Origin of the sequence: Paraburkholderia sp. GAS41 (genome assembly GCF_050436545.1) — a bacterium.
Taxonomy (GTDB): domain Bacteria; phylum Pseudomonadota; class Gammaproteobacteria; order Burkholderiales; family Burkholderiaceae; genus Paraburkholderia.
In genome coordinates, this window is the sequence record NZ_JBNDMK010000009.1 from 34,154 (window position 1) to 53,220 (window position 19,067).

A 19,067-nucleotide genomic window follows, 5' to 3' on the forward strand; every position below is an offset into this window, starting at 1 on the left:
ACCCGCGTCGTTGTAAAAAAACCGCCTGAAACAGGCGGTTTTTTTATTGAGCCGTGGCGCAGCTGCTAGATCGTCAAACCGGCGCCGGTTGCCGGCGCGCCGTGCGGAACACCGGAAAACGCACGGTGAACGTGCTGCCGCGCCCTTCTTCGCTCTTCACGTCGAGCTGCGCGTCATGCCGTTGCAGCACATGTTTGACGATCGCCAGACCAAGCCCTGTGCCACCCGTGTCGCGTGAGCGGCTGCGGTCCACGCGGTAAAACCGTTCGGTGAGCCTGGGAATGTCCGCGGCCGGAATACCGAGTCCGCTATCGGTCACGGAAAAGACCGCGCTGCCGCCGTTCGCCTGCCACGTCACATGAATCTTGCCGCCGTCCGGCGTGTAGCGGATCGCATTGGTCAAGAGGTTGCCGAGCGCGCTCAGAATTTCGGTTTCGACGCCAGTTACGGTCAGCCCTTCATCCGCGTCGAAGGTGATGTGATGATGATCGCTCGACAGATTGACTGCATCGTCGCGCAGATGCCGCAGCACCGCGCGCATATCGATCATCTGGTCGCTGGGCGACTTGTTGTCGCCTTCGAGCTTGGCGAGCACCAGCAGGTCGTTGACGATATGCCGCATGCGCCCCGCCTGCTGCTCCATCAGTTCGAGGTAGCGGGTGCGTTCGGCTTCGCCTAGCGGCAACTCGCGCATCGTCTCCAGAAAGCCCGATAGCACGGTAAGCGGCGTCTTCAGTTCGTGCGACACGTTGGCCACGAAGTCGCGCCGCATGGCGTCAGTACGTTCGAGTTCGGTAATGTCCTGCGACAACACCAGCTTGCGATTCTCGCCGTATGGAAACACCTGCACGGACAGTACGTTCTGGCGCTTCTCGCCCATCCCGCGCATGATCAGCATCTGATCGTAATGATGCGAGTTCAGGTAGCGGACAAAGTCGGGCTGGCGGACGAGATGGGTGATGTGCTGACGCAGATCGCGCTTCGCATCGAGGCCGAAATGCACCTCGGAAATCGAGTTGCACCACTCGATCTGATCGTGATCGTCGAGCATCGCCACGCCGTTCGGCGAAGCCTGGATGGCCTGAATGAAACGCGAGTGCTGCTGCTCGACCTGGCGCACCTGGGCATGCCAGCGCTTGGCCAGCTTGTGCAGCCGGTAGTAGATTTCACCCCAGACACCCGGTGCGCTCGGCACTTCGCCGTAGACCGGCGCATCGAGCAGGCGCCACAGACGCTGCTTATGGAAGGTGCTAAAAACGCTCTGTGCGACCAGCACGACGATCGCGACGATCAGTGCCGTTTTGACGCTGACGAACACGCCAAGCAACGCGCACAGAACAGCAAGCAGCACGACCGACACAATGGAACGCGCCCAGATGATGTTCATGTCCTAGCGATCGAAGAGAAGACAAAACGCGCCGCGATGAAAGCTCGCGACGCGGGAGTGCGAACGGCATGAGCCGTGGTTCATCCTTAAGCCTGTCACACCTGCTAACGCGCTTACGTAATTACGCGCTCTTGGCGAGCCGGTAACCGCTACCCCGCACCGTCTCGATCATAGCATCGCACCCGGCCGGCTTAAGGGCCGCGCGCAGGCGCTTGATATGCACGTCCACCGTGCGCTCTTCGACAAACACGTGGTCGCCCCATACCTGATCGAGCAATTGCGTGCGGCTATGCACGCGCTCCGGATGGGTCATGAAGAAGTGCAGCAGACGGAATTCGGTCGGCCCGAGGTCCAGCTTGATTTCGCTGCCTTCCGCATGCGCCGCGACGCGATGGGTCGCCGGATCGAGCTTCAGGCCGTTGATTGCCACCACGTCCTCGGTGAGCTGCGGCGCGCGACGGCGCAACACCGCCTTGATACGCGCCATCAGTTCCTTCGGCGAGAACGGCTTGGTGACGTAGTCGTCCGCACCGATCTCGAGGCCGAGCACCTTGTCCTGTTCATCGCCACGCGCGGTGAGCATGATGATAGGAATGTGCCTGGTGCGCTCGTTGTTGCGCAGATCGCGCGCGAACGCAATGCCCGACTTACCCGGCAGCATCCAGTCGAGCAGGACGAGGTCGGGCAGGACATCGCTGATCAGGTTCTGCGCCTGCTCCGCGTTATAGGCGCGGATCGGGCAATGGCCCGCGTGCTGAAGATTGACCGAAATCAGTTCGGAAATGGCGGGCTCATCTTCGATGACGAGAATGCTGCTGGGCATCGGCACCTCTTGACCTTTATACGGTGGGTTAACTAAGTGCTTCGCGTTCGAGCGCGTCGCGCGACTTGTGCCGCACGTCGGTACCCTTGACGATATAGATGATGAACTCAGCGATGTTCTTCGCGTGGTCGCCGATCCGCTCGATCGCCTTGGCGATGAAGAGGAAGTCGAGGCCCACCGAAATCGAGCGCGGATCTTCAGTCATGTACGAAATCAGCTTGCGCACGAAGGCGCGGAATTCCTCGTCGATCGCCTTGTCGTCGCGCACGATCTGCGCGGCAGCTACCGTATCGAGCCGCGCAAACGCGTCGAGCGCGCGGCGCAGGATCGACACCGCCATCTCGCCGGACAGCTTGATCTCGGCGATATTGATGGTGCGCGACGCGCCGTCTTCCATCAGACGCCGCGTGCGCTTCGCAATCTTCTCGGCTTCGTCGCCGGCGCGTTCCAGATTCGTGATGGTCTTCGAGATCGCGATCAGGAGGCGCAGGTCACGCGCGGCCGGCTGACGGCGCGCGATGATGTTGCTGCACTCTTCGTCGATATCGACTTCCATCTTGTTCAGACGCTCTTCGGCGGCGATGACCTGCTCGCACATATCCAGATCGAAGTTGTTGAGCGCGTGCATCGCGTTGACGATCTGCGATTCAACGAGGCCGCCCATTTCGAGGACCTTCGACGACACGAGGTTGAGGTCGGCGTCGAACTGGCTTGAGAGGTGTTTGTCGGACATGTCGTGCTCCCTTATGGTGCTCGCCGGGTTTAACCGAAGCGGCCGGTAATGTAGTCCTCGGTTTCCTTGCGGACCGGCTTGATAAAGATCTTTTCGGTGTCACCAAATTCGATCAGCTCGCCGAGATACATGTAGGCAGTGTAGTCCGAACACCGCGCGGCCTGTTGCATGTTGTGGGTGACGATCACCACGGTGTAATCGCTCTTCAGTTCGGCGATCAGTTCTTCGATACGTCCCGTCGAAATCGGGTCGAGCGCCGAACACGGTTCGTCGAGCAGCAGCACTTCCGGACGGATCGCAATGCCGCGCGCAATGCACAGACGCTGCTGCTGACCGCCCGAGAGGCCATAGCCGCTCTGACCGAGCTTGTCCTTCACTTCGTTCCACAGCGCCGCTTTGGTGAGCGCCCATTCGACCCGGTCGTCCATTTCCGAGCGCGGCAGCGTTTCGAACATCTTTACGCCAAACGCGATGTTGTCGTAGATCGACATCGGGAACGGCGTCGGCTTCTGGAACACCATGCCGATCCGCGCGCGCAGCAGCGAGATATCGCGCCTGGAGGTCAGCAGATTTTCGCCGTCCATCAGGATCTCGCCTTCAGCGCGCTGCTCCGGATAGAGCGCGTACATCTTGTTGAAGGTGCGCAACAGCGTGGACTTGCCGCAACCCGACGGACCGATGAACGCGGTCACCTTGCCTTCGGGAATGCGCAGGTTGATGTTCTTCAAGGCGTGGTACTTGCCGTAGAAGAAGTTCAGGTCGTTGACCTCGATCTTCGGCTGCGCCGATGCCTGGGCACTGTCGCCCTGGGCGGGGTCGAAACCGGCGGGCGCGGTCGGACGCACAAGCGGATTGAATTGAGTTTCTGCCATGTTCATCGGATATGCTCCGCCCTTACTTTTTCGAAAAGATCGTACGCGCGAGGATATTCAATCCCAGCACCCCGAGCGTGATCAGGAAGACGCCGGCCCACGCAAGCGATTGCCACTGCGGGAAGGCGCTCATCGCAAACTGATAGATCGTGACCGGCAGGTTCGCGACCGGCTGATTCATGTTTAACGAGAAGAACTGGTTCGACATGGCCGTGAACAGCAGCGGTGCCGTTTCGCCGGCAATCCGTGCCACGCCGAGCAGCACGCCCGTGATGATGCCCGCCACCGACGCTTTCAGCGTAATCGACATCACCATCTTCCACTTCGGCGTGCCGAGTGCGAAAGCGGCTTCACGCAAGGCGTTCGGCACGAGCTTCAGCATGTTTTCGGTGGTGCGGATCACGATCGGAATCTGCAGCAGCGCGAGCGCGACCACGCCGGCCCAGCCGCTGAAGTGACCCAGCTTCGAGACGAACAGCGCGTACACGAACAGGCCCACCACGATCGACGGCGCCGACAACAGGATGTCGTTGATAAAACGCGTGATGGAGGCAAACCAGCCCTTCTGGCCGTATTCGGCCAGATATACGCCGGCCAGGATACCGATCGGCGTACCGACGAAGGTCGCCAGCGAAATCAGCATCAGACTGCCGACGATGGCATTGGCGAGACCGCCGCCATCGGTGTTCGGCGGCGGCGTCGACTGCGTGAACAGTTCGATCGACAAGCCGCTGATGCCAAGGCGCAAGGTCGTATAGAGAATCCACACGAGCCAGACGAGACCGAAGGCCATCGCCGCGAGCGAGAGCGAGAGCGCAATCGCGTTCTTCACACGCCGGCGGCCTTGCAGTTTGGTGCGCATCGCCTCCAGCGCGGCGGCGTCATGCGAACCGGGAATATTCAAGGTGGACTGGCTCATTTCGCGCCCTCCCCTTTTTCGAGGCGAAGCAACATGATCTTCGAAATCGCCAGCACGATGAAAGTAATCACGAACAGGATCAGGCCGAGTTCCATCAGCGCCGAGGTGTGCAGACCCGGGTCCGCTTCCGCGAACTCGTTGGCGAGCGCCGACGTAATACTGTTGCCCGGCGAAAACAGCGAAACGTTATCCAGCAGATTGGTGTTGCCGATCACGAACGTGACCGCCATCGTTTCGCCGAGCGCGCGGCCCAGACCCAGCATGACGCCGCCGATCACGCCGCTCTTGGTGAACGGCAGGACGATCTTCCACATCACTTCCCAGGTCGTACAGCCAATGCCGTACGCCGATTCCTTCAGCAGGACCGGCGTCACTTCGAACACGTCGCGCATCACCGAGGCGATGTACGGAATGATCATGATCGCGAGAATCACACCCGCGCACAGAATGCCGATACCGATGGGCGGACCCTGGAAGAACGCGCCGATAAACGGAATGCCGCCGACTACCACGCCCAGCGGCTTTTCGAACCAGGTGGCGAAGATCGGTGCGAACACCAGCAGGCCCCACATACCGTAGACGATCGAAGGGATCGCAGCCAGCAGCTCGATTGCAACGCCGAGCGGCCGGCGCAGCCACGCGGGCGCCAGTTCAGTGAGGAACAGTGCGATGCCAAAGCTGACCGGCACCGCGATAACGAGGGCAATGATCGACGTCGCGATCGTGCCGTAGATCGGCACCAGCGCGCCGAATTTCTGGCTGGGTGGATCCCAGTCCGCGGTCCACAGAAAGCTCAGACCGAACTGCTTGATCGACGGCAGCGAGGCGACGATCAGCGAGACGATAATGCCGCCGAGCAGCAGGAGCGTGACGATAGCGGCGAGGCGAGCCAGACCGCCGAAAATAACATCGCCGGCGCGACCGGGCGCTTTCTGCTGCGCCGCGCTGCCGGACGTGCTCGACACGAGGGGGATGTCGGACATGGGAACCTATGCACCTGTGACCATTTGCAGCATGACACGACGCCATGCAACCAGTACTACAGCCGCCCAGCCTCACATGAGGCTGGGCGGCTTGTTGCTACTTCACGCTGACGCTTACTCGGCGACTGCCTTGCCCGAAGCGTCCTTCACCTTGTCTTTCCATTGCGACTTGATTTCCGACACAACCGATTGCGGCAGCGAGATGTAGTCGAGATCGTTGGCCGCCGCGCCGCCGTTCTTGAACGCCCAGTCGAAGAACTTCAGCGTTTCCGCGCCTTGCGGTGCCTTGTCCTGCGTCGTGTGCAGCAGCACGAACGTCGCGCCGACGATCGGCCATGCGTTCTGGCCCGGCTCGTTCGTCAGGATCTGGTAGAACGACTTCGACCAGTCCGCGCCTGCAGCAGCAGCCTTGAAGCTGTCCGTCTTCGGCTCGACCACGGCGCCCGACGCGTTCTTCATCGACACGTAGTCCATCTTGTTCTGCTTGGCGTACGCCCACTCGACATAACCGATTGCGCCCGGCAGACGTTGCACGAAGGCTGCGACGCCGTCGTTGCCCTTGCCGCCCGTGCCCGTCGGCCAGCTGACCGTTGCGCCTTCACCGACCTTCGACTTCCAGTCTGCGTTGACCTTCGACAGGTAGTTCGTCCAGATGAAGCTGGTGCCCGAACCGTCAGCACGGCGCACCACGGCGATATCCGTATCCGGCAGCTTTGCCTTCGGATTCAGTGCAACGATCGCCGGATCGTTCCACTTCTTGATCTTGCCCAGGTAGATGTCGCCGAGCACTTCGCCCGACAGCACCAGTTGACCCGGCGTCACGCCCGGCAGGTTGACCACCGGCACCACGCCGCCGACCACCGTCGGGAACTGGAACAGGCCGTCCTTGGCCAGTTCGTCGTCCTTCAGCGGTGCGTCCGAACCTGCGAAATCGACCGTCTTGGCGATGATCTGCTTGACGCCGCCCGACGAACCGATACCTTGATAGTTGACCTTACCGCCGCCCGACTTCTGATATGCGTCAGCCCACTTCGTGTAGATGGGTGCTGCAAAGGTGCTGCCCGCGCCGGTAATATCGGCGGCTTGCGCTGCGATCGCGAAGAGCGCGCCAGCCATGCCAGCGAACGCGGTTTGCATCAATTTCATTGAGATCTCCAAGGGTGTGAGCGGGTTACACGACACCGCGAAGGATAGGGTCTCTTTGTGACACTCGCGTGACGAACCGTGAATGAAACGTGACAGTAGGGTTACAGCGGTGAAAGGCTGGGAGGACGGGCGCAAGCGTCATGAACGGTGTCAGCGCGACCTCTGTAGAGCGTAGGCGAAAAACACGCCGCGCGATCGTTTGCACGCGGATGAGGCTCTTCTGGAAGGGATTCCAGAGAAATGAAGGAGTTTCGTAAGAACGCTGGGTCTTGGCGGCAAGACGCGAAAGAAGGGCCGCCAGCAGAAAAGCGGGCCTCTACCGCGGCAAATAGCCGCTGTAGAGGCCCGCGTCTACAAGCTGTCTAGATGCGGATCAGGCGGTTTCCTGCTTCACCACGCCCGCGATCGTCTCGGCATGATGAACCGCGTCATTCACGCGTTGCGCCTCCACCATGACACGCAACACCGGCTCGGTGCCGGAGGCGCGGATCAGCACCCGGCCGTGCCCTTCCAGCGCGGTCTCGGCGGCACTGATCGCGCGGCGGATGGCGTCGCTGCCCTTCCAGTCGGCACCCGGCTGCATGCGCACGTTGATCAGCTTTTGCGGGAACAGCGTGACGCCTTCCAGAAGCTGCGCCAGCGTCTTGCCGCTGCGTTTCATTGCGGCCAGTACCAGCAGCGACGAGACGATGCCGTCGCCGGTCGAATGGCGGTCGAGCGACAGGATGTGTCCCGAGCCCTCGGCGCCAAGCTGCCAGCCATGCTCACGCAACTGTTCGAGCACATAACGGTCGCCGACCGCCGCGCGTACGAACTGCACGCCGGCGCGTTGCAACGCCACTTCGACCGCCATATTGGTCATCAAGGTGCCCACCGCGCCTTCCACCTTGCCTTCGGTTTCGATGCGATCCTTGACCAGCACATACAACAGCTCGTCGCCGTTATACAGACGGCCTGCGGCGTCGACCACCTGCAGGCGGTCGGCATCGCCGTCGAGCGCAATGCCCAGATCCGCGTGATTGGCACGCACCGCGCGCACCAGCGCGTCCGGCGCCGTGGCGCCCACGCCGTCGTTGATGTTGAAGCCGTTCGGCGCCACGCCGATCGGGATCACGTCCGCCCCGAGTTCATGGAACACATGCGGCGCGATGTCATATGCCGCGCCGTGCGCGCAATCGACCACCAGTTTCATGCCGCGCAGATCGAAGGCGGCCGGGAACGTGCTCTTGCAGAACTCGATATAGCGGCCAGCCGCATCGTCGAGACGGCGCGCCTTGCCGAGCTGCTCTGAGGCCGCGCAAGCGAGCGGCTGGTCCAGTTGCTCCTCGATTTTCAGTTCGACCTCGTCCGGCAGCTTGTCGCCTTGCGCCGAGAAAAACTTGATGCCGTTGTCGTAATAGGCATTGTGCGACGCGCTGATCACGACGCCGGCCGCGAGCCGCAGCGCGCGCGTGAGATAGGCAATGCCGGGCGTGGGCATCGGCCCCGCCAGCATGACGTCGACGCCCGCCGCGGAAAATCCGGATTCGAGCGCGGCTTCGAGCATGTAGCCCGAGACCCGCGTGTCCTTGCCGATCAAAACGGTGGGACGCTGGCCGGTATGGACCCAGCGGTCCCCGCCGGCCAACACCTTGCCCGCGGCATAACCGAGCCGCAAAACGAAATCGGGCGTAATTGGCCCCTCGCCGACCTTGCCTCGAATGCCATCGGTACCGAAAAAGCGACGTGCCATTGTGGTGTTTTCCTCTCTCTTTTCGAAGGATCAGCCGCGAAGCGTTGCGTCGCGGGTGGCTGCCCAAACTTTTAACGCATCGACGGTTTGCGCGACATCGTGCACGCGCAGTATGGCAGCACCGCGCTCCGCAGCACAGATTGCCGCGGCGATGCTGGCGGCGAGCCGCTCCGACGCGGCGCGGCCGGTCACCGCGCCCAGCATCGATTTACGCGACATGCCTGCCAGGATTGGGAACGGCGACTCGGCGCGCGGCGCAACTTCCGGCAGGTGGGCCAGCAAGGCGTAATTATGGTCGACCACGGCCTTGCCAAAACCGAATCCGGGGTCGACGCTGATGCGCTGTTTCGCGACACCGGCGCCTGTCAGTGCCGCCACCCGTTCCTCCAGAAACGTCCGTACTTCGCTCACCACGTCCTGATAAGCCGGCTCGCCAGTTTGCATGGTCCGTGGCTCGCCGAGCATATGCATCACGCACAGGCCGCATGCGCTGTCGCGCACCGCCTCGATCGCACCAGGCATGCGAAAGCCCCAGATATCGTTGACGAGGTCGGCGCCGGCCGCCAGGGCGTGACGCATGACCTCGGGCTTGTAGGTATCCACGGAGAGCGGTATCTGCGCCCCGCGCAACTGCTCGATGAGCGGAATCACCCGTTCCAGCTCCTCGTCGAGCGGCACCGGCGGCGCGCCGGGACGCGTGGATTCTCCGCCAATGTCGACGATATCCACGCCATCGAGCATCATTCTCTCGGCCTGGCGCAGCGCGTCGCCGCGCATCGCGAACTGGCCGCCGTCGGAAAACGAATCGGGCGTCACGTTAAGAATGCCCATCACGAGCGGCCGCTCGAAAGTCAGCGTGAAGCGGCCGCATTGCAGCGGCTCGGGCACAGCGATAGCGGGCAACACGGAGTTCGACGCGTAACGGGTCATACGGACAGACAGGCAAATGGGATGAATGCAAAACGGGCCGGTGTGGAATCACACCGGCCCGTGCTTTGGATGTGGCTCCGATCAAGCCGGCGCAGTCGCGCTACCCGGCTTCACCTCGGTGCCCGTGCTGCCACCTGAAGCGTCGCTTGCCGACGGCGGCGAGCTCTTCGGGGCGCGCGGCGGACGGCCAGCCATGATGTCGTTGATCTGATCGGCATCGATCGTTTCCCACTCCATCAGGGCCGCGGTCATCGCTTCGACCTTGTCGCGGTTCTCGTCCAGCAGGCGCTTCGCGAGGTTGTACTGCTCGTCCAGCACGCGACGGATTTCCGCGTCGACCTTCTGCTGCGTCGCTTCCGAAATGGTCCGCGTGAAGCCGCGGCCAAACGGCGTAGCGTCGTTCTCGTCGTCGACGTAGACCATCGGTCCGAGCGCATCCGTCATGCCGAAGCGGGCCACCATGGCGCGGGCCGTAGCCGTTGCCTTGTTGAAGTCGTCCGACGCGCCGGTGCTGATCAGATTCAGGAACAGCTCTTCCGCCACCCGGCCACCGAACAGGATCGCCAGACGATCGAGCAGATAGTCCTTCGAATACGTTTCGTTGTCGTGTTCCGGCAACTGCCACGTCACACCCAGTGCGCGACCGCGCGGGATGATGGTGACCTTGTGCACCGGATCGGCCTTCGGCAACAGCTTGGCAATCACCGCATGGCCCGACTCGTGGTACGCCGTAGCACGCTTCGACTCTTCGCGGATCACTGCCGACTTGCGCTCCGGACCCATGAAGATCTTGTCCTTGGCATCTTCGAAGTCGATCATTTCGACGATGCGCTTGCCGCGACGAGCCGCGAACAGCGCCGCTTCGTTCACGAGGTTCGCAAGGTCGGCACCGGAGAAGCCCGGCGTGCCGCGTGCGATCACCGCTGCGTCGACGTCGTTCGAGATCGGCACCTTGCGCAGATGCACCTTCATGATGTGTTCGCGGCCGCGGATGTCCGGCAGACCGACATACACCTGACGGTCGAAACGGCCCGGACGCAGCAACGCCTTGTCCAGCACGTCCGAACGGTTCGTTGCAGCGATCACGATCACGCCCGAATTCGCTTCGAAACCGTCCATCTCGACCAGCATCTGGTTCAGAGTCTGTTCACGTTCGTCGTTACCACCGCCCATGCCGGCGCCGCGATGACGGCCGACTGCGTCGATTTCGTCAATGAACACGATGCAAGGTGCATGCTTCTTGGCCTGTTCGAACATGTCGCGCACACGAGCCGCGCCCACGCCGACGAACATTTCCACGAAGTCCGAACCCGAAATGCTGAAGAACGGCACTTTCGCTTCGCCAGCAATGGCGCGCGCAAGCAACGTCTTACCGGTACCCGGAGGCCCGACCAGCAGCACACCGCGTGGTATGCGGCCGCCCAGCTTCTGGAATTTCTGTGGATCGCGCAGGAAGTCGACCAGCTCCGAGACTTCTTCCTTGGCTTCGTCGCAACCCGCGACGTCGGTGAAATTGATGGCGTTGTTGTTCTCGTCGATCAGACGCGCACGGGACTTGCCGAACGAGAACGCACCGCCTTTCCCGCCTCCCTGCATCTGTCTCATCATGTAGAACCAGAACCCGATAATCAGGATCGTGGGTCCAAGGTAATACAGCGCGGATACCAGCGCGTTCGGTTCGTCATCGGCCTTGCCGCTCACCTGAACGCCATACTTCATCAGGTCGCCGACCATCCAGATGTCGCCGGGCGACACGATCTGGTACTTCTGGCCGTCTGCTGGAGTGACCGTGAGGTTACGCCCCTGAACGATGACGTTCTTGACCTTGCCGTTCTTTGCGTCGTCCATGAACTGCGAATAGGAAACGCCTTCCTGCACACGGGGCTTATCGAACTGCTTGAACACCGTAAACAGCACCAGTGCGATAACCAGCCACACTGCTGCCTTCGAAAACATATTGTTGTTCAAAGCACCACTCCTTCACTCATAGTCGGGCGCCTACATTTGCCTTGCGGCACCACTAAAGCATTCTAATCCAGACCGCAGACCCCTGCCATAACCATTCTCTACCACAGAAATAGCTCAGGAGGCTGTGCCAGTGCCGCTTTTCCGGCAAATATGGGACTCAAAAAGGTCGCGGAACATCCGCTGCCTATCCCATCAAGCGGGCCGTTTCAGATGCTTTCCCAAAATAAACGTTTCCGACGATTTATCCCGCGAGGCCTTCGGTTTGCGGGCTGCGACCGTCTTAAACTGCTGCTTGAACTTTTCGACAATCTGGCTGTAACCGCTGCCGTGAAAGCACTTGACTAAAAGGGCGCCATCCGGCTTCAGGTGATTCTGCGAAAACTCCAGCGCGAGATCGCAGAGATGCTCGATCCGCGCGGCATCCGCCAGCGCCACTCCCGACAGGTTGGGCGCCATATCCGAAATTACAAGGTCGACCTGACGCGGCCCGACCAATTCTTCGAGTTGATGCAGGACGCTTTCCTCGCGGAAGTCGCCCTGGATAAAGTTGACGTCGGCGATTGGCTCCATGGGCAGCACATCGAGCGCGATGATCGTACCGTCGATCCCGCCTTCCCGCGTGGCGTCGCGCTTGGCGCCCTGCGCCAGCTTGTTGCGGGTGTACTGGCTCCAGCTGCCGGGCACTGAACCCAGGTCGACGATGACCTGGCCCGGACGGATCAGCTTGTCCTGTTCGTCGATTTCCTTCAGTTTGTAGGCTGCGCGGGCGCGATAGCCCTCCCGCTGCGCCAATTTCACGTAGGGATCGTTGATGTGATCGTGCAGCCACGACGTGTTGAACTTGTTTTTTGCCATTAAACGTTGAACTCTTGGTGCGTGATGTCGCACTTTTAGCGGATAATACGCGCTTAATTCGCGCGGCCACGCTCAATGGGTCATCAACCCGGAGCCCTCAACCGCGATTCTCTGTTGTTCTGACGCGCCGCCCTGCCCGATCGACCTATGCGATCGGAATTGCAGGCGCCGCCATTTTAGTCGAGTCTCCCACTTTCCATGCCAGCCCTTAAAGTCTCTTCCGATCAACGCGCCGAGCTACGCTCCCAGGCGCATGCGCTCAAACCGGTCGTGCTCATCGGCGCCGAGGGGCTGACCGAGGCCGTCCTGGCCGAGATCAAGGTCCACCTGGGCGCGCATCAACTGATCAAGATCCGGGTGTTCGGCGACGAACGCGAAGAACGTCTGGCGATCTACGAACAGATCTGCGACACGCTCAACGCCGCGCCGATCCAGCATATCGGCAAGCTGCTGGTGATCTGGAAGCCGGAAGCAACGGCTAAGTCCACCACCCGTGCCAAACGCGGCGACGCGCCGGGCATCAAGCGTGGCGAACTGCCGAGTGCCCGTCAGGCCGCTGCCGAAGATACCAAGCCAGGTAAAGGTCGCGCCCCGCGCGTCGTGACCGTGATCAAGCCGTCTGAAATCCCGATGCGCAAGCCGAAGCCCAAGAAGCTTGTGGTACGCGGCAACGAACGCGTGACGGCGGGGGGCAATATCAAGCGGGCCAAGAAACGCCAGGCCAGCGCCAAGCGCCCCCATCAGTCGGTGAAGTAATCAGTATTGCAACTGCGGGTGCGGGTGTTGCGACTGCGGGTGCCACACCCGCAGAGCGGTAGATTGGGCACTTGACTGCGCCGCTCAACCGGCCACACGCTTGCCCGCCGCCTCCTGGCTGCGTTGCCCAGCCAATGTTGCAGTTGCCTCGCTGGGCAGCTTCCACACCAGTGCGATGGCCAGCAAACTCTCGATCAGATAAAACAGACTCGACACGCCATGCAGCACGCCGAAGCGCATCGCATCGGGCGAATGTGCGACATCCGTGCCGGCTTCTAGCGCAGCCATGCGAATGGCATTCATGAACGGCTGCAGCGCAAAGTAGCCGAGCAGCACACACACCAGCATCCCGGCAATCAGCCCGCGCAGGCGACGATAGGTATCGTAGCCGCGGCGAATCAACACGTTGGCAAGCACCAGCAGCAGCACCCCGCACACCACCCCCAGCCAACCCTCGATGCGAAACAGCTGCGCGGCAACCGCGCCGGCCGACATCCGGTCGAGCGCCGTAAACAGCACGGGCGCCACCGCATAACCGATGGTGAGCAGACTGCCGACCCACACCACGGTCAGCAGACGGAACACCCGATGCGGTACGGCGGAGACCTGACTGGACACGAGACGTCCTTCAGATGTAGCTGACGGAGATGATTTCGTACTCGCGTACGCCGCCCGGCGCCTGCACCGACGCCACATCGCCTTCCGACTTGCCGATCATGGCGCGCGCAATTGGCGAGCTGATCGAGATCAGGCCGTGCTCGAGATCCGCTTCGTCGTCGCCGACGATCTGATACTTGACGGAAGCCCCCGATTTGAGGTCTTCCAGTTCTACGGTCGCGCCGAACACGATGCGGCCGTCCGCGTCGACTGCGGCGGGGTCGATGATCTGCGCGCCGGCCAGTTTCGACTCGATTTCCGCAATGCGGCCCTCGATGAAACCCTGCTTTTCCTTCGCAGCGTCGTATTCCGCGTTTTCCGAGAGATCACCCTGGGCACGCGCTTCGGAGATCGAGTTGACGACCGCGGGACGTTCAACCGATTTCAGATGCTGCAGTTCATCGCGCAGCTGCTTGGCGCCACGCGTCGTCAATGGAATAGTGCTCATAAACAGCTCTAATGGCAAAAAACGGCCGTAAAAAAAATCACCGCGGTTAAGTGCATCCCCGCTGGTGCCTGAACCCGGGCAAAGCCCATGCTGGTACCTTGAGGGACGCCGCTTAACCGCGGCACTTACATCTTGGACAGGTATTCGAAGCCTTAGTTTAGGCGAGCGTGGAGTCCTTGTAAATCATAGACTTCCAGGTCCTTCAAATACCGCAAACCTTCGACTGCGGCCCGCGCGCCCGACATGGTCGTGTAATACGTGACCTTGTTGGCCTGCGCGCTCATGCGGATGGAACGCGAATCGGCAATCGCAGCGCGGGTTTCGTCGACGGTCGTGAAGACCAGTGCAATCTCACCGTTCTTGATCATGTCGACAATGTGCGGACGGCCGTCCTTGACCTTGTTGACCACCTTCACCGGCACGCCAGCCGCTTCGATGGCCGCAGCCGTACCCTTGGTCGCGACGATCCGATAGCCCAGTTCGTGCAGCATGCGGGCGACCTCGACCGCCTTCGGCTTGTCGGCGTCCATTACGGTCAGCAGCACGGTGCCCGACTCCGGCAAACGCGAACCCGCCGCGAGCTGCGACTTGAACAACGCTTCGCCGAACGTCTGGCCCACGCCCATCACTTCGCCGGTCGAACGCATCTCAGGTCCGAGCACCGGATCGACGGTCGGGAACTTGACGAACGGGAATACCGCTTCCTTGACGCTGAAGTACGGCGGGTCGATTTCCTTCGTGACCCTCTGCTGTGCCAGCGTCTGACCGACCATCGCCCGAGCCGCGATCTTCGCGAGCGGCAGGCTGGTCGCCTTCGACACGTACGGCACGGTGCGCGAGGCGCGCGGATTCACTTCGAGCACGTAGATCACGTCCTCTTTCGAGCCGTCCGCCTGCGGTACTTGCTGGATCGCGAACTGCACGTTCATCAGGCCGATCACGTTCAGCGCGCGAGCCATAGCGCCGGTCTGACGCTTCAATTCGGCGATCGTTTCTTTCGACAGCGAGTACGGCGGCAACGAGCACGCCGAATCGCCCGAGTGCACGCCCGCCTGTTCGATGTGTTCCATCACGCCGCCGATAAACACGGCTTCGCCATCGGAGATGCAATCCACGTCGCATTCGATCGCGTCGTTGAGGAAGCGGTCGAGCAGCACCGGCGAATCGTGCGATACCTTCACCGCTTCGCGCATGTAGCGCTCGAGGTCGCGCGGCTCGTGGACGATTTCCATGGCGCGGCCGCCCAGCACGTACGACGGACGCACCACCAGCGGATAGCCGATTTCTTCAGCCAGCTTCAACGCTTCGTCTTCAGCGCGAGCGGTGCGATTCGGCGGCTGACGCAGGCCGAGGCCCTGCAGCAGCTTCTGGAAACGTTCGCGGTCTTCGGCTGCGTCGATCATGTCGGGCGACGTGCCGATGATCGGCACACCGTTCGCTTCGAGATCGAGCGCGAGCTTCAGCGGCGTTTGCCCACCGTACTGCACGATCACGCCGACCGGCTTTTCCTTGTCGACGATTTCCAGCACGTCTTCGAGCGTCAGCGATTCGAAGTACAGACGATCGGACGTATCGTAGTCGGTCGAAACGGTCTCAGGGTTGCAGTTGACCATGATCGTTTCGTAGCCGTCTTCGCGCATGGCGAGCGCCGCGTGCACGCAGCAGTAGTCGAACTCGATGCCCTGACCGATCCGGTTCGGGCCGCCGCCCAGCACCATGATCTTCTTGTTGTTCGTCGGATTCGCTTCGCACTCTTCCTCGTAGGTCGAGTACATGTAGGCGGTTTTCGTGGCGAACTCCGCCGCGCAAGTGTCCACGCGCTTGTAAACCGGACGCACGTTCAACTCGATACGGCGCTGGCGCACTTCCGCCGGCTTCGCGCCGAGCAGTTTGGCCAGACGGCGATCCGAGAAACCGCTCTGCTTCAGATACTTCAACTCTTCTTTCGAGAGGCTCGCGAGCGTGCGGCCGGCCAGCGCCTTTTCCTTCAGCACGATCTGTTCGATCTGCGCGAGGAACCATGGGTCGATCGCCGTCTCTTCGAAAATTTCCGCGGCGCTCATGCCGATCCGGAACGCGTCGCCCACGTACCAGATGCGGTCCGGACCGGCTTCGCCGATCTCGCGGATGATCTCGTCGCGGCTCACGGTCTTTTCGTCCAGACCGTCCACGCCGACTTCGAGCCCGCGCAGCGCTTTCTGGAACGATTCCTGGAAGGTGCGACCAATCGCCATCACTTCGCCAACCGACTTCATCTGCGTCGTCAAACGCGGATCGGCTTCGCGGAATTTCTCGAACGCGAAACGCGGAATCTTGGTGACGACGTAATCGATCGTCGGTTCGAACGACGCCGGGGTCTGGCCGCCGGTGATCTCGTTCTTCAGTTCGTCCAGCGTGTAGCCGCACGCCAGCTTCGCCGCGACCTTGGCGATCGGGAAGCCGGTCGCTTTCGAAGCCAACGCCGACGAACGCGACACGCGCGGATTCATTTCGATCACGATCATCCGGCCATCTACCGGGTTGATCGAGAACTGCACGTTCGAACCGCCCGTGTCCACGCCGATTTCGCGCAGCACGGCGAGCGATGCGTTACGCAGGATCTGGTATTCCTTGTCGGTGAGCGTCTGCGCCGGTGCGACGGTGATCGAGTCGCCGGTGTGGATGCCCATCGGATCCAGGTTTTCGATCGAGCAGACGATGATGCAGTTGTCCTGCTTGTCGCGGACCACTTCCATCTCATACTCTTTCCAGCCGAGCAGTGACTCTTCGATCAGCAGTTCGCGCGTGGGCGACAGGTCCAGACCACGCTTGCAGATTTCTTCGAACTCTTCACGGTTGTACGCAATGCCGCCACCCGAGCCGCCCAGCGTGAACGACGGGCGAATCACCACCGGATAACCGCCGCTGCCAGTTTCGATGGCGATCTGCGCCTGCACCTGCAGCGCTTCTTCCATGGAATGCGCCGTGCCCGACTTGGCCGAACCGAGACCGATCTTGGTCATCGCGTCCTTGAACTTCTGACGGTCTTCCGCCTTGTCGATGGCTTCCGGCGACGCGCCGATCAGCTCGACCTTGTACTTCTCCAGCACGCCGTGCGCGTGCAGATCCAGCGCGCAGTTGAGCGCGGTCTGGCCGCCCATCGTCGGCAAAATCGCGTCCGGGCGCTCCTTGGCGATGATGCGCTCTACCACTTCCCACGTGATCGGCTCGATGTAGGTGACGTCGGCCGTGTTCGGGTCGGTCATGATCGTCGCCGGATTGCTGTTGACGAGAATGACCTTGTAGCCTTCCTCACGCAACGCCTTGCACGCCTGCGCGCCCGAGTAGTCGAATTCGCACGCCTGGCCGATGATGATCGGACCCGCGCCGATGATGAGGATGCTCTTGATGTCTGTCCGCTTGGGCATAACGCTCTCGCTAATGTATTCCTGAATTCTTTCCGTTGGCGCGCTTCGCCGCTGCTGCCGGGGCCACTTGACTGCTGCCTGGGCTCCTCGCGGCTGGCTGCGGTGGCGCGCGCTGTTCCGTGCGCCTCGCGCCTGCGCTTCGGTCCGGCGTGATGGCCGGTGTCCCGATTTGCGCGGGCTCCTTATGTGGGCACCAGAGGGGCCCACATAAGGTCGCGCTTTAAGCCGCTGCGGCCGCCGTCGTGCCGGCCTTTTTCTGATCCATCAAGCCGGTAAAGCGGTCGAACAGATAGGCAATGTCGTGCGGACCAGGCGATGCTTCCGGGTGCCCCTGGAAGCAGAATGCCGGTTTATCCGTCAGCGCAAAACCCTGCAGCGTGCCGTCGAACAACGAAACGTGCGTGGCACGTGCGTTGGCCGGCAACGTGGCGGCATCCACTGCGAAGCCGTGGTTCTGCGACGTGATCACGACGCGACCGTCGTCGAGGTCTTTCACCGGATGATTCGCGCCATGGTGACCCGTCTTCATCTTCATGGTCTTCGCGCCAACCGCGAGGCCCATGATCTGATGACCCAGGCAAATGCCGAAGGTGGGAATGCCGCGCTCGATCAGTTCCTTCGTGGCGGTAATCGCGTAGTCGCACGGTTCCGGGTCGCCCGGGCCGTTCGACAGGAACACGCCGTCCGGGTTGAGCGCCAGCGCGTCAGCGGCCGTCGCTTGTGCCGGCAGCACCGTTACGTGGCAGCCGCGTTCGGCCAGCATGCGCAGGATGTTGTACTTCACGCCGTAATCGAATGCGACCACGCGGTACTTCGGCGCTTTCTGCGTGCCGTAGCCCTCGCCCAGACGCCACTCGGTCTGTGTCCACTCGAACGACTCCCGCGTCGACACGACCTTCGCCAGATCCATACCGGCGAGGCCCGGGAACGAACGCGCGAGTTCGATCGCCTTGGCTTCGTCGTCCGAACCCGCGAGGATGGCGCCGTTCTGCGCACCCTTGTCGCGCAGCACGCGCGTCAGCTTGCGGGTGTCGAGACCGGCGATGGCGACCACGCCTTCGTCCTGCAGGTATTGAGAGAGCGTGCGCTCCATGCGGAAATTCGACGCGAGGACCGGCAGGTCGCGGATGATGAGGCCGGCGGCATGGACTTTCGTTGCTTCCACATCTTCGGCGTTCACGCCGACATTGCCGATGTGCGGATACGTGAGGGTCACGATCTGACGCGCGTAGCTAGGGTCCGTCAGGATTTCCTGATAACCGGTGATAGCGGTGTTAAAAACGACTTCGCCAATCGTATGGCCGGGGGCGCCGATCGAGTAGCCACGAAAGACCGTGCCGTCGGCGAGCGCGAGCAGAGCGGGAGAAAAAGACGGCAACACGGGAGACTCCTTGGGGGAGCACCCAGATGCCGACCTGTCTATCCGAGTCGTGCGAGCCGCAGCGAGGCGC

General features: G+C 61.7%; 16 protein-coding genes. 1 reads left to right on the forward strand and 15 read right to left on the reverse strand.

Annotated elements, in window-relative coordinates; genetic code table 11:
- Nucleotides 1-73 precede the first annotated feature (73 nt).
- From phoR to P3T43_RS14645, 11 genes are all read right to left on the reverse strand, one after another.
- The gene (phoR, locus tag P3T43_RS14595) at nucleotides 74-1,387 is read right to left on the reverse strand and encodes a phosphate regulon sensor histidine kinase PhoR (RefSeq protein ID WP_429281752.1); all 1,314 of its coding nucleotides are present in this window, start codon (nucleotides 1,385-1,387) and stop codon (nucleotides 74-76) included.
- A gap of 121 nt (nucleotides 1,388-1,508) precedes the next feature.
- Nucleotides 1,509-2,210: a phosphate regulon transcriptional regulator PhoB gene (phoB, locus tag P3T43_RS14600; protein ID WP_331599213.1), complete on the reverse strand. Its 702-nt coding sequence runs from the start codon at nucleotides 2,208-2,210 to the stop codon at nucleotides 1,509-1,511.
- A 28-nt stretch (nucleotides 2,211-2,238) separates the two neighbouring features.
- Nucleotides 2,239-2,943 (reverse strand): phosphate signaling complex protein PhoU, encoded by a 705-nt coding sequence (gene phoU, locus P3T43_RS14605; protein ID WP_429281753.1) that lies wholly within the window; start codon nucleotides 2,941-2,943, stop codon nucleotides 2,239-2,241.
- A gap of 29 nt (nucleotides 2,944-2,972) precedes the next feature.
- Nucleotides 2,973-3,821 carry a phosphate ABC transporter ATP-binding protein PstB gene (gene pstB, locus P3T43_RS14610; protein ID WP_429281754.1) on the reverse strand — a complete coding sequence of 283 codons (849 nt, stop codon included), beginning with the start codon at nucleotides 3,819-3,821 and terminating at the stop codon, nucleotides 2,973-2,975.
- Between the two features lie 16 nt (nucleotides 3,822-3,837).
- Complete coding sequence (pstA, locus tag P3T43_RS14615) at nucleotides 3,838-4,734, reverse strand: phosphate ABC transporter permease PstA (RefSeq protein ID WP_429281755.1); 897 nt, start codon at nucleotides 4,732-4,734, stop codon at nucleotides 3,838-3,840.
- Entirely contained in the window at nucleotides 4,731-5,717 is a 987-nt protein-coding gene (gene pstC, locus P3T43_RS14620) for a phosphate ABC transporter permease PstC (RefSeq protein WP_429281756.1), read from the reverse strand. Before pstC ends, pstA begins: the two co-directional genes overlap by 4 nt.
- Nucleotides 5,718-5,831: 114 nt before the next feature.
- Entirely contained in the window at nucleotides 5,832-6,863 is a 1,032-nt protein-coding gene (pstS, locus tag P3T43_RS14625) for a phosphate ABC transporter substrate-binding protein PstS (RefSeq protein WP_429281757.1), read from the reverse strand.
- Nucleotides 6,864-7,236: 373 nt separating this feature from the next.
- Nucleotides 7,237-8,595 (reverse strand): phosphoglucosamine mutase, encoded by a 1,359-nt coding sequence (gene glmM, locus P3T43_RS14630; protein WP_429281758.1) that lies wholly within the window; start codon nucleotides 8,593-8,595, stop codon nucleotides 7,237-7,239.
- Between the two features lie 30 nt (nucleotides 8,596-8,625).
- Complete coding sequence (folP, locus tag P3T43_RS14635) at nucleotides 8,626-9,525, reverse strand: dihydropteroate synthase (protein WP_429281759.1); 900 nt, start codon at nucleotides 9,523-9,525, stop codon at nucleotides 8,626-8,628.
- Between the two features lie 81 nt (nucleotides 9,526-9,606).
- Nucleotides 9,607-11,493, reverse strand: a complete 1,887-nt coding sequence (gene ftsH, locus P3T43_RS14640) for an ATP-dependent zinc metalloprotease FtsH (protein ID WP_429281760.1) — start codon at nucleotides 11,491-11,493, stop codon at nucleotides 9,607-9,609.
- 192 nt (nucleotides 11,494-11,685) lie between these two features.
- Nucleotides 11,686-12,348, reverse strand: a complete 663-nt coding sequence (locus P3T43_RS14645; protein ID WP_429281927.1) for an RlmE family RNA methyltransferase — start codon at nucleotides 12,346-12,348, stop codon at nucleotides 11,686-11,688.
- Between the two features lie 198 nt (nucleotides 12,349-12,546).
- On the opposite strand from P3T43_RS14645, the gene P3T43_RS14650 reads away from it, so the two are divergent.
- Nucleotides 12,547-13,104, forward strand: a complete 558-nt coding sequence (locus P3T43_RS14650; protein WP_429281761.1) for a YhbY family RNA-binding protein — start codon at nucleotides 12,547-12,549, stop codon at nucleotides 13,102-13,104.
- A gap of 84 nt (nucleotides 13,105-13,188) precedes the next feature.
- Here the strand turns inward: P3T43_RS14650 and P3T43_RS14655 are convergent, their stop codons facing one another.
- The 4 genes from P3T43_RS14655 to carA form a co-directional block, all read right to left on the reverse strand.
- Nucleotides 13,189-13,722 carry a DUF4149 domain-containing protein gene (locus P3T43_RS14655; protein ID WP_429281762.1) on the reverse strand — a complete coding sequence of 178 codons (534 nt, stop codon included), beginning with the start codon at nucleotides 13,720-13,722 and terminating at the stop codon, nucleotides 13,189-13,191.
- Nucleotides 13,723-13,732: 10 nt separating this feature from the next.
- Entirely contained in the window at nucleotides 13,733-14,209 is a 477-nt protein-coding gene (gene greA, locus P3T43_RS14660) for a transcription elongation factor GreA (RefSeq protein WP_429281763.1), read from the reverse strand.
- Nucleotides 14,210-14,361: 152 nt separating this feature from the next.
- Entirely contained in the window at nucleotides 14,362-17,616 is a 3,255-nt protein-coding gene (carB, locus tag P3T43_RS14665; RefSeq protein WP_429281764.1) for a carbamoyl-phosphate synthase large subunit, read from the reverse strand.
- 220 nt (nucleotides 17,617-17,836) lie between these two features.
- The gene (gene carA / locus P3T43_RS14670; protein WP_429281765.1) at nucleotides 17,837-18,997 is read right to left on the reverse strand and encodes a glutamine-hydrolyzing carbamoyl-phosphate synthase small subunit; all 1,161 of its coding nucleotides are present in this window, start codon (nucleotides 18,995-18,997) and stop codon (nucleotides 17,837-17,839) included.
- Nucleotides 18,998-19,067 lie beyond the last annotated feature (70 nt).

Excerpts from the sequence above, each read along its gene's own strand:
- phoR (WP_429281752.1), bottom strand. The coding sequence starts at position 1,387 with ATGAACATCATCTGGGCGCGTTCCATTGTGTCGGTCGTGCTGCTTGCT.
- phoB (WP_331599213.1), bottom strand. The coding sequence starts at position 2,210 with ATGCCCAGCAGCATTCTCGTCATCGAAGATGAGCCCGCCATTTCCGAA.
- phoU (WP_429281753.1), bottom strand. The coding sequence starts at position 2,943 with ATGTCCGACAAACACCTCTCAAGCCAGTTCGACGCCGACCTCAACCTC.
- pstB (WP_429281754.1), bottom strand. The coding sequence starts at position 3,821 with ATGAACATGGCAGAAACTCAATTCAATCCGCTTGTGCGTCCGACCGCG.
- pstA (WP_429281755.1), bottom strand. The coding sequence starts at position 4,734 with ATGAGCCAGTCCACCTTGAATATTCCCGGTTCGCATGACGCCGCCGCG.
- pstC (WP_429281756.1), bottom strand. The coding sequence starts at position 5,717 with ATGTCCGACATCCCCCTCGTGTCGAGCACGTCCGGCAGCGCGGCGCAG.
- pstS (WP_429281757.1), bottom strand. The coding sequence starts at position 6,863 with ATGAAATTGATGCAAACCGCGTTCGCTGGCATGGCTGGCGCGCTCTTC.
- glmM (WP_429281758.1), bottom strand. The coding sequence starts at position 8,595 with ATGGCACGTCGCTTTTTCGGTACCGATGGCATTCGAGGCAAGGTCGGC.
- folP (WP_429281759.1), bottom strand. The coding sequence starts at position 9,525 with ATGACCCGTTACGCGTCGAACTCCGTGTTGCCCGCTATCGCTGTGCCC.
- P3T43_RS14645 (WP_429281927.1), bottom strand. The coding sequence starts at position 12,348 with ATGGCAAAAAACAAGTTCAACACGTCGTGGCTGCACGATCACATCAAC.
- P3T43_RS14650 (WP_429281761.1), top strand. The coding sequence starts at position 12,547 with ATGCCAGCCCTTAAAGTCTCTTCCGATCAACGCGCCGAGCTACGCTCC.
- greA (WP_429281763.1), bottom strand. The coding sequence starts at position 14,209 with ATGAGCACTATTCCATTGACGACGCGTGGCGCCAAGCAGCTGCGCGAT.
- carB (WP_429281764.1), bottom strand. The coding sequence starts at position 17,616 with ATGCCCAAGCGGACAGACATCAAGAGCATCCTCATCATCGGCGCGGGT.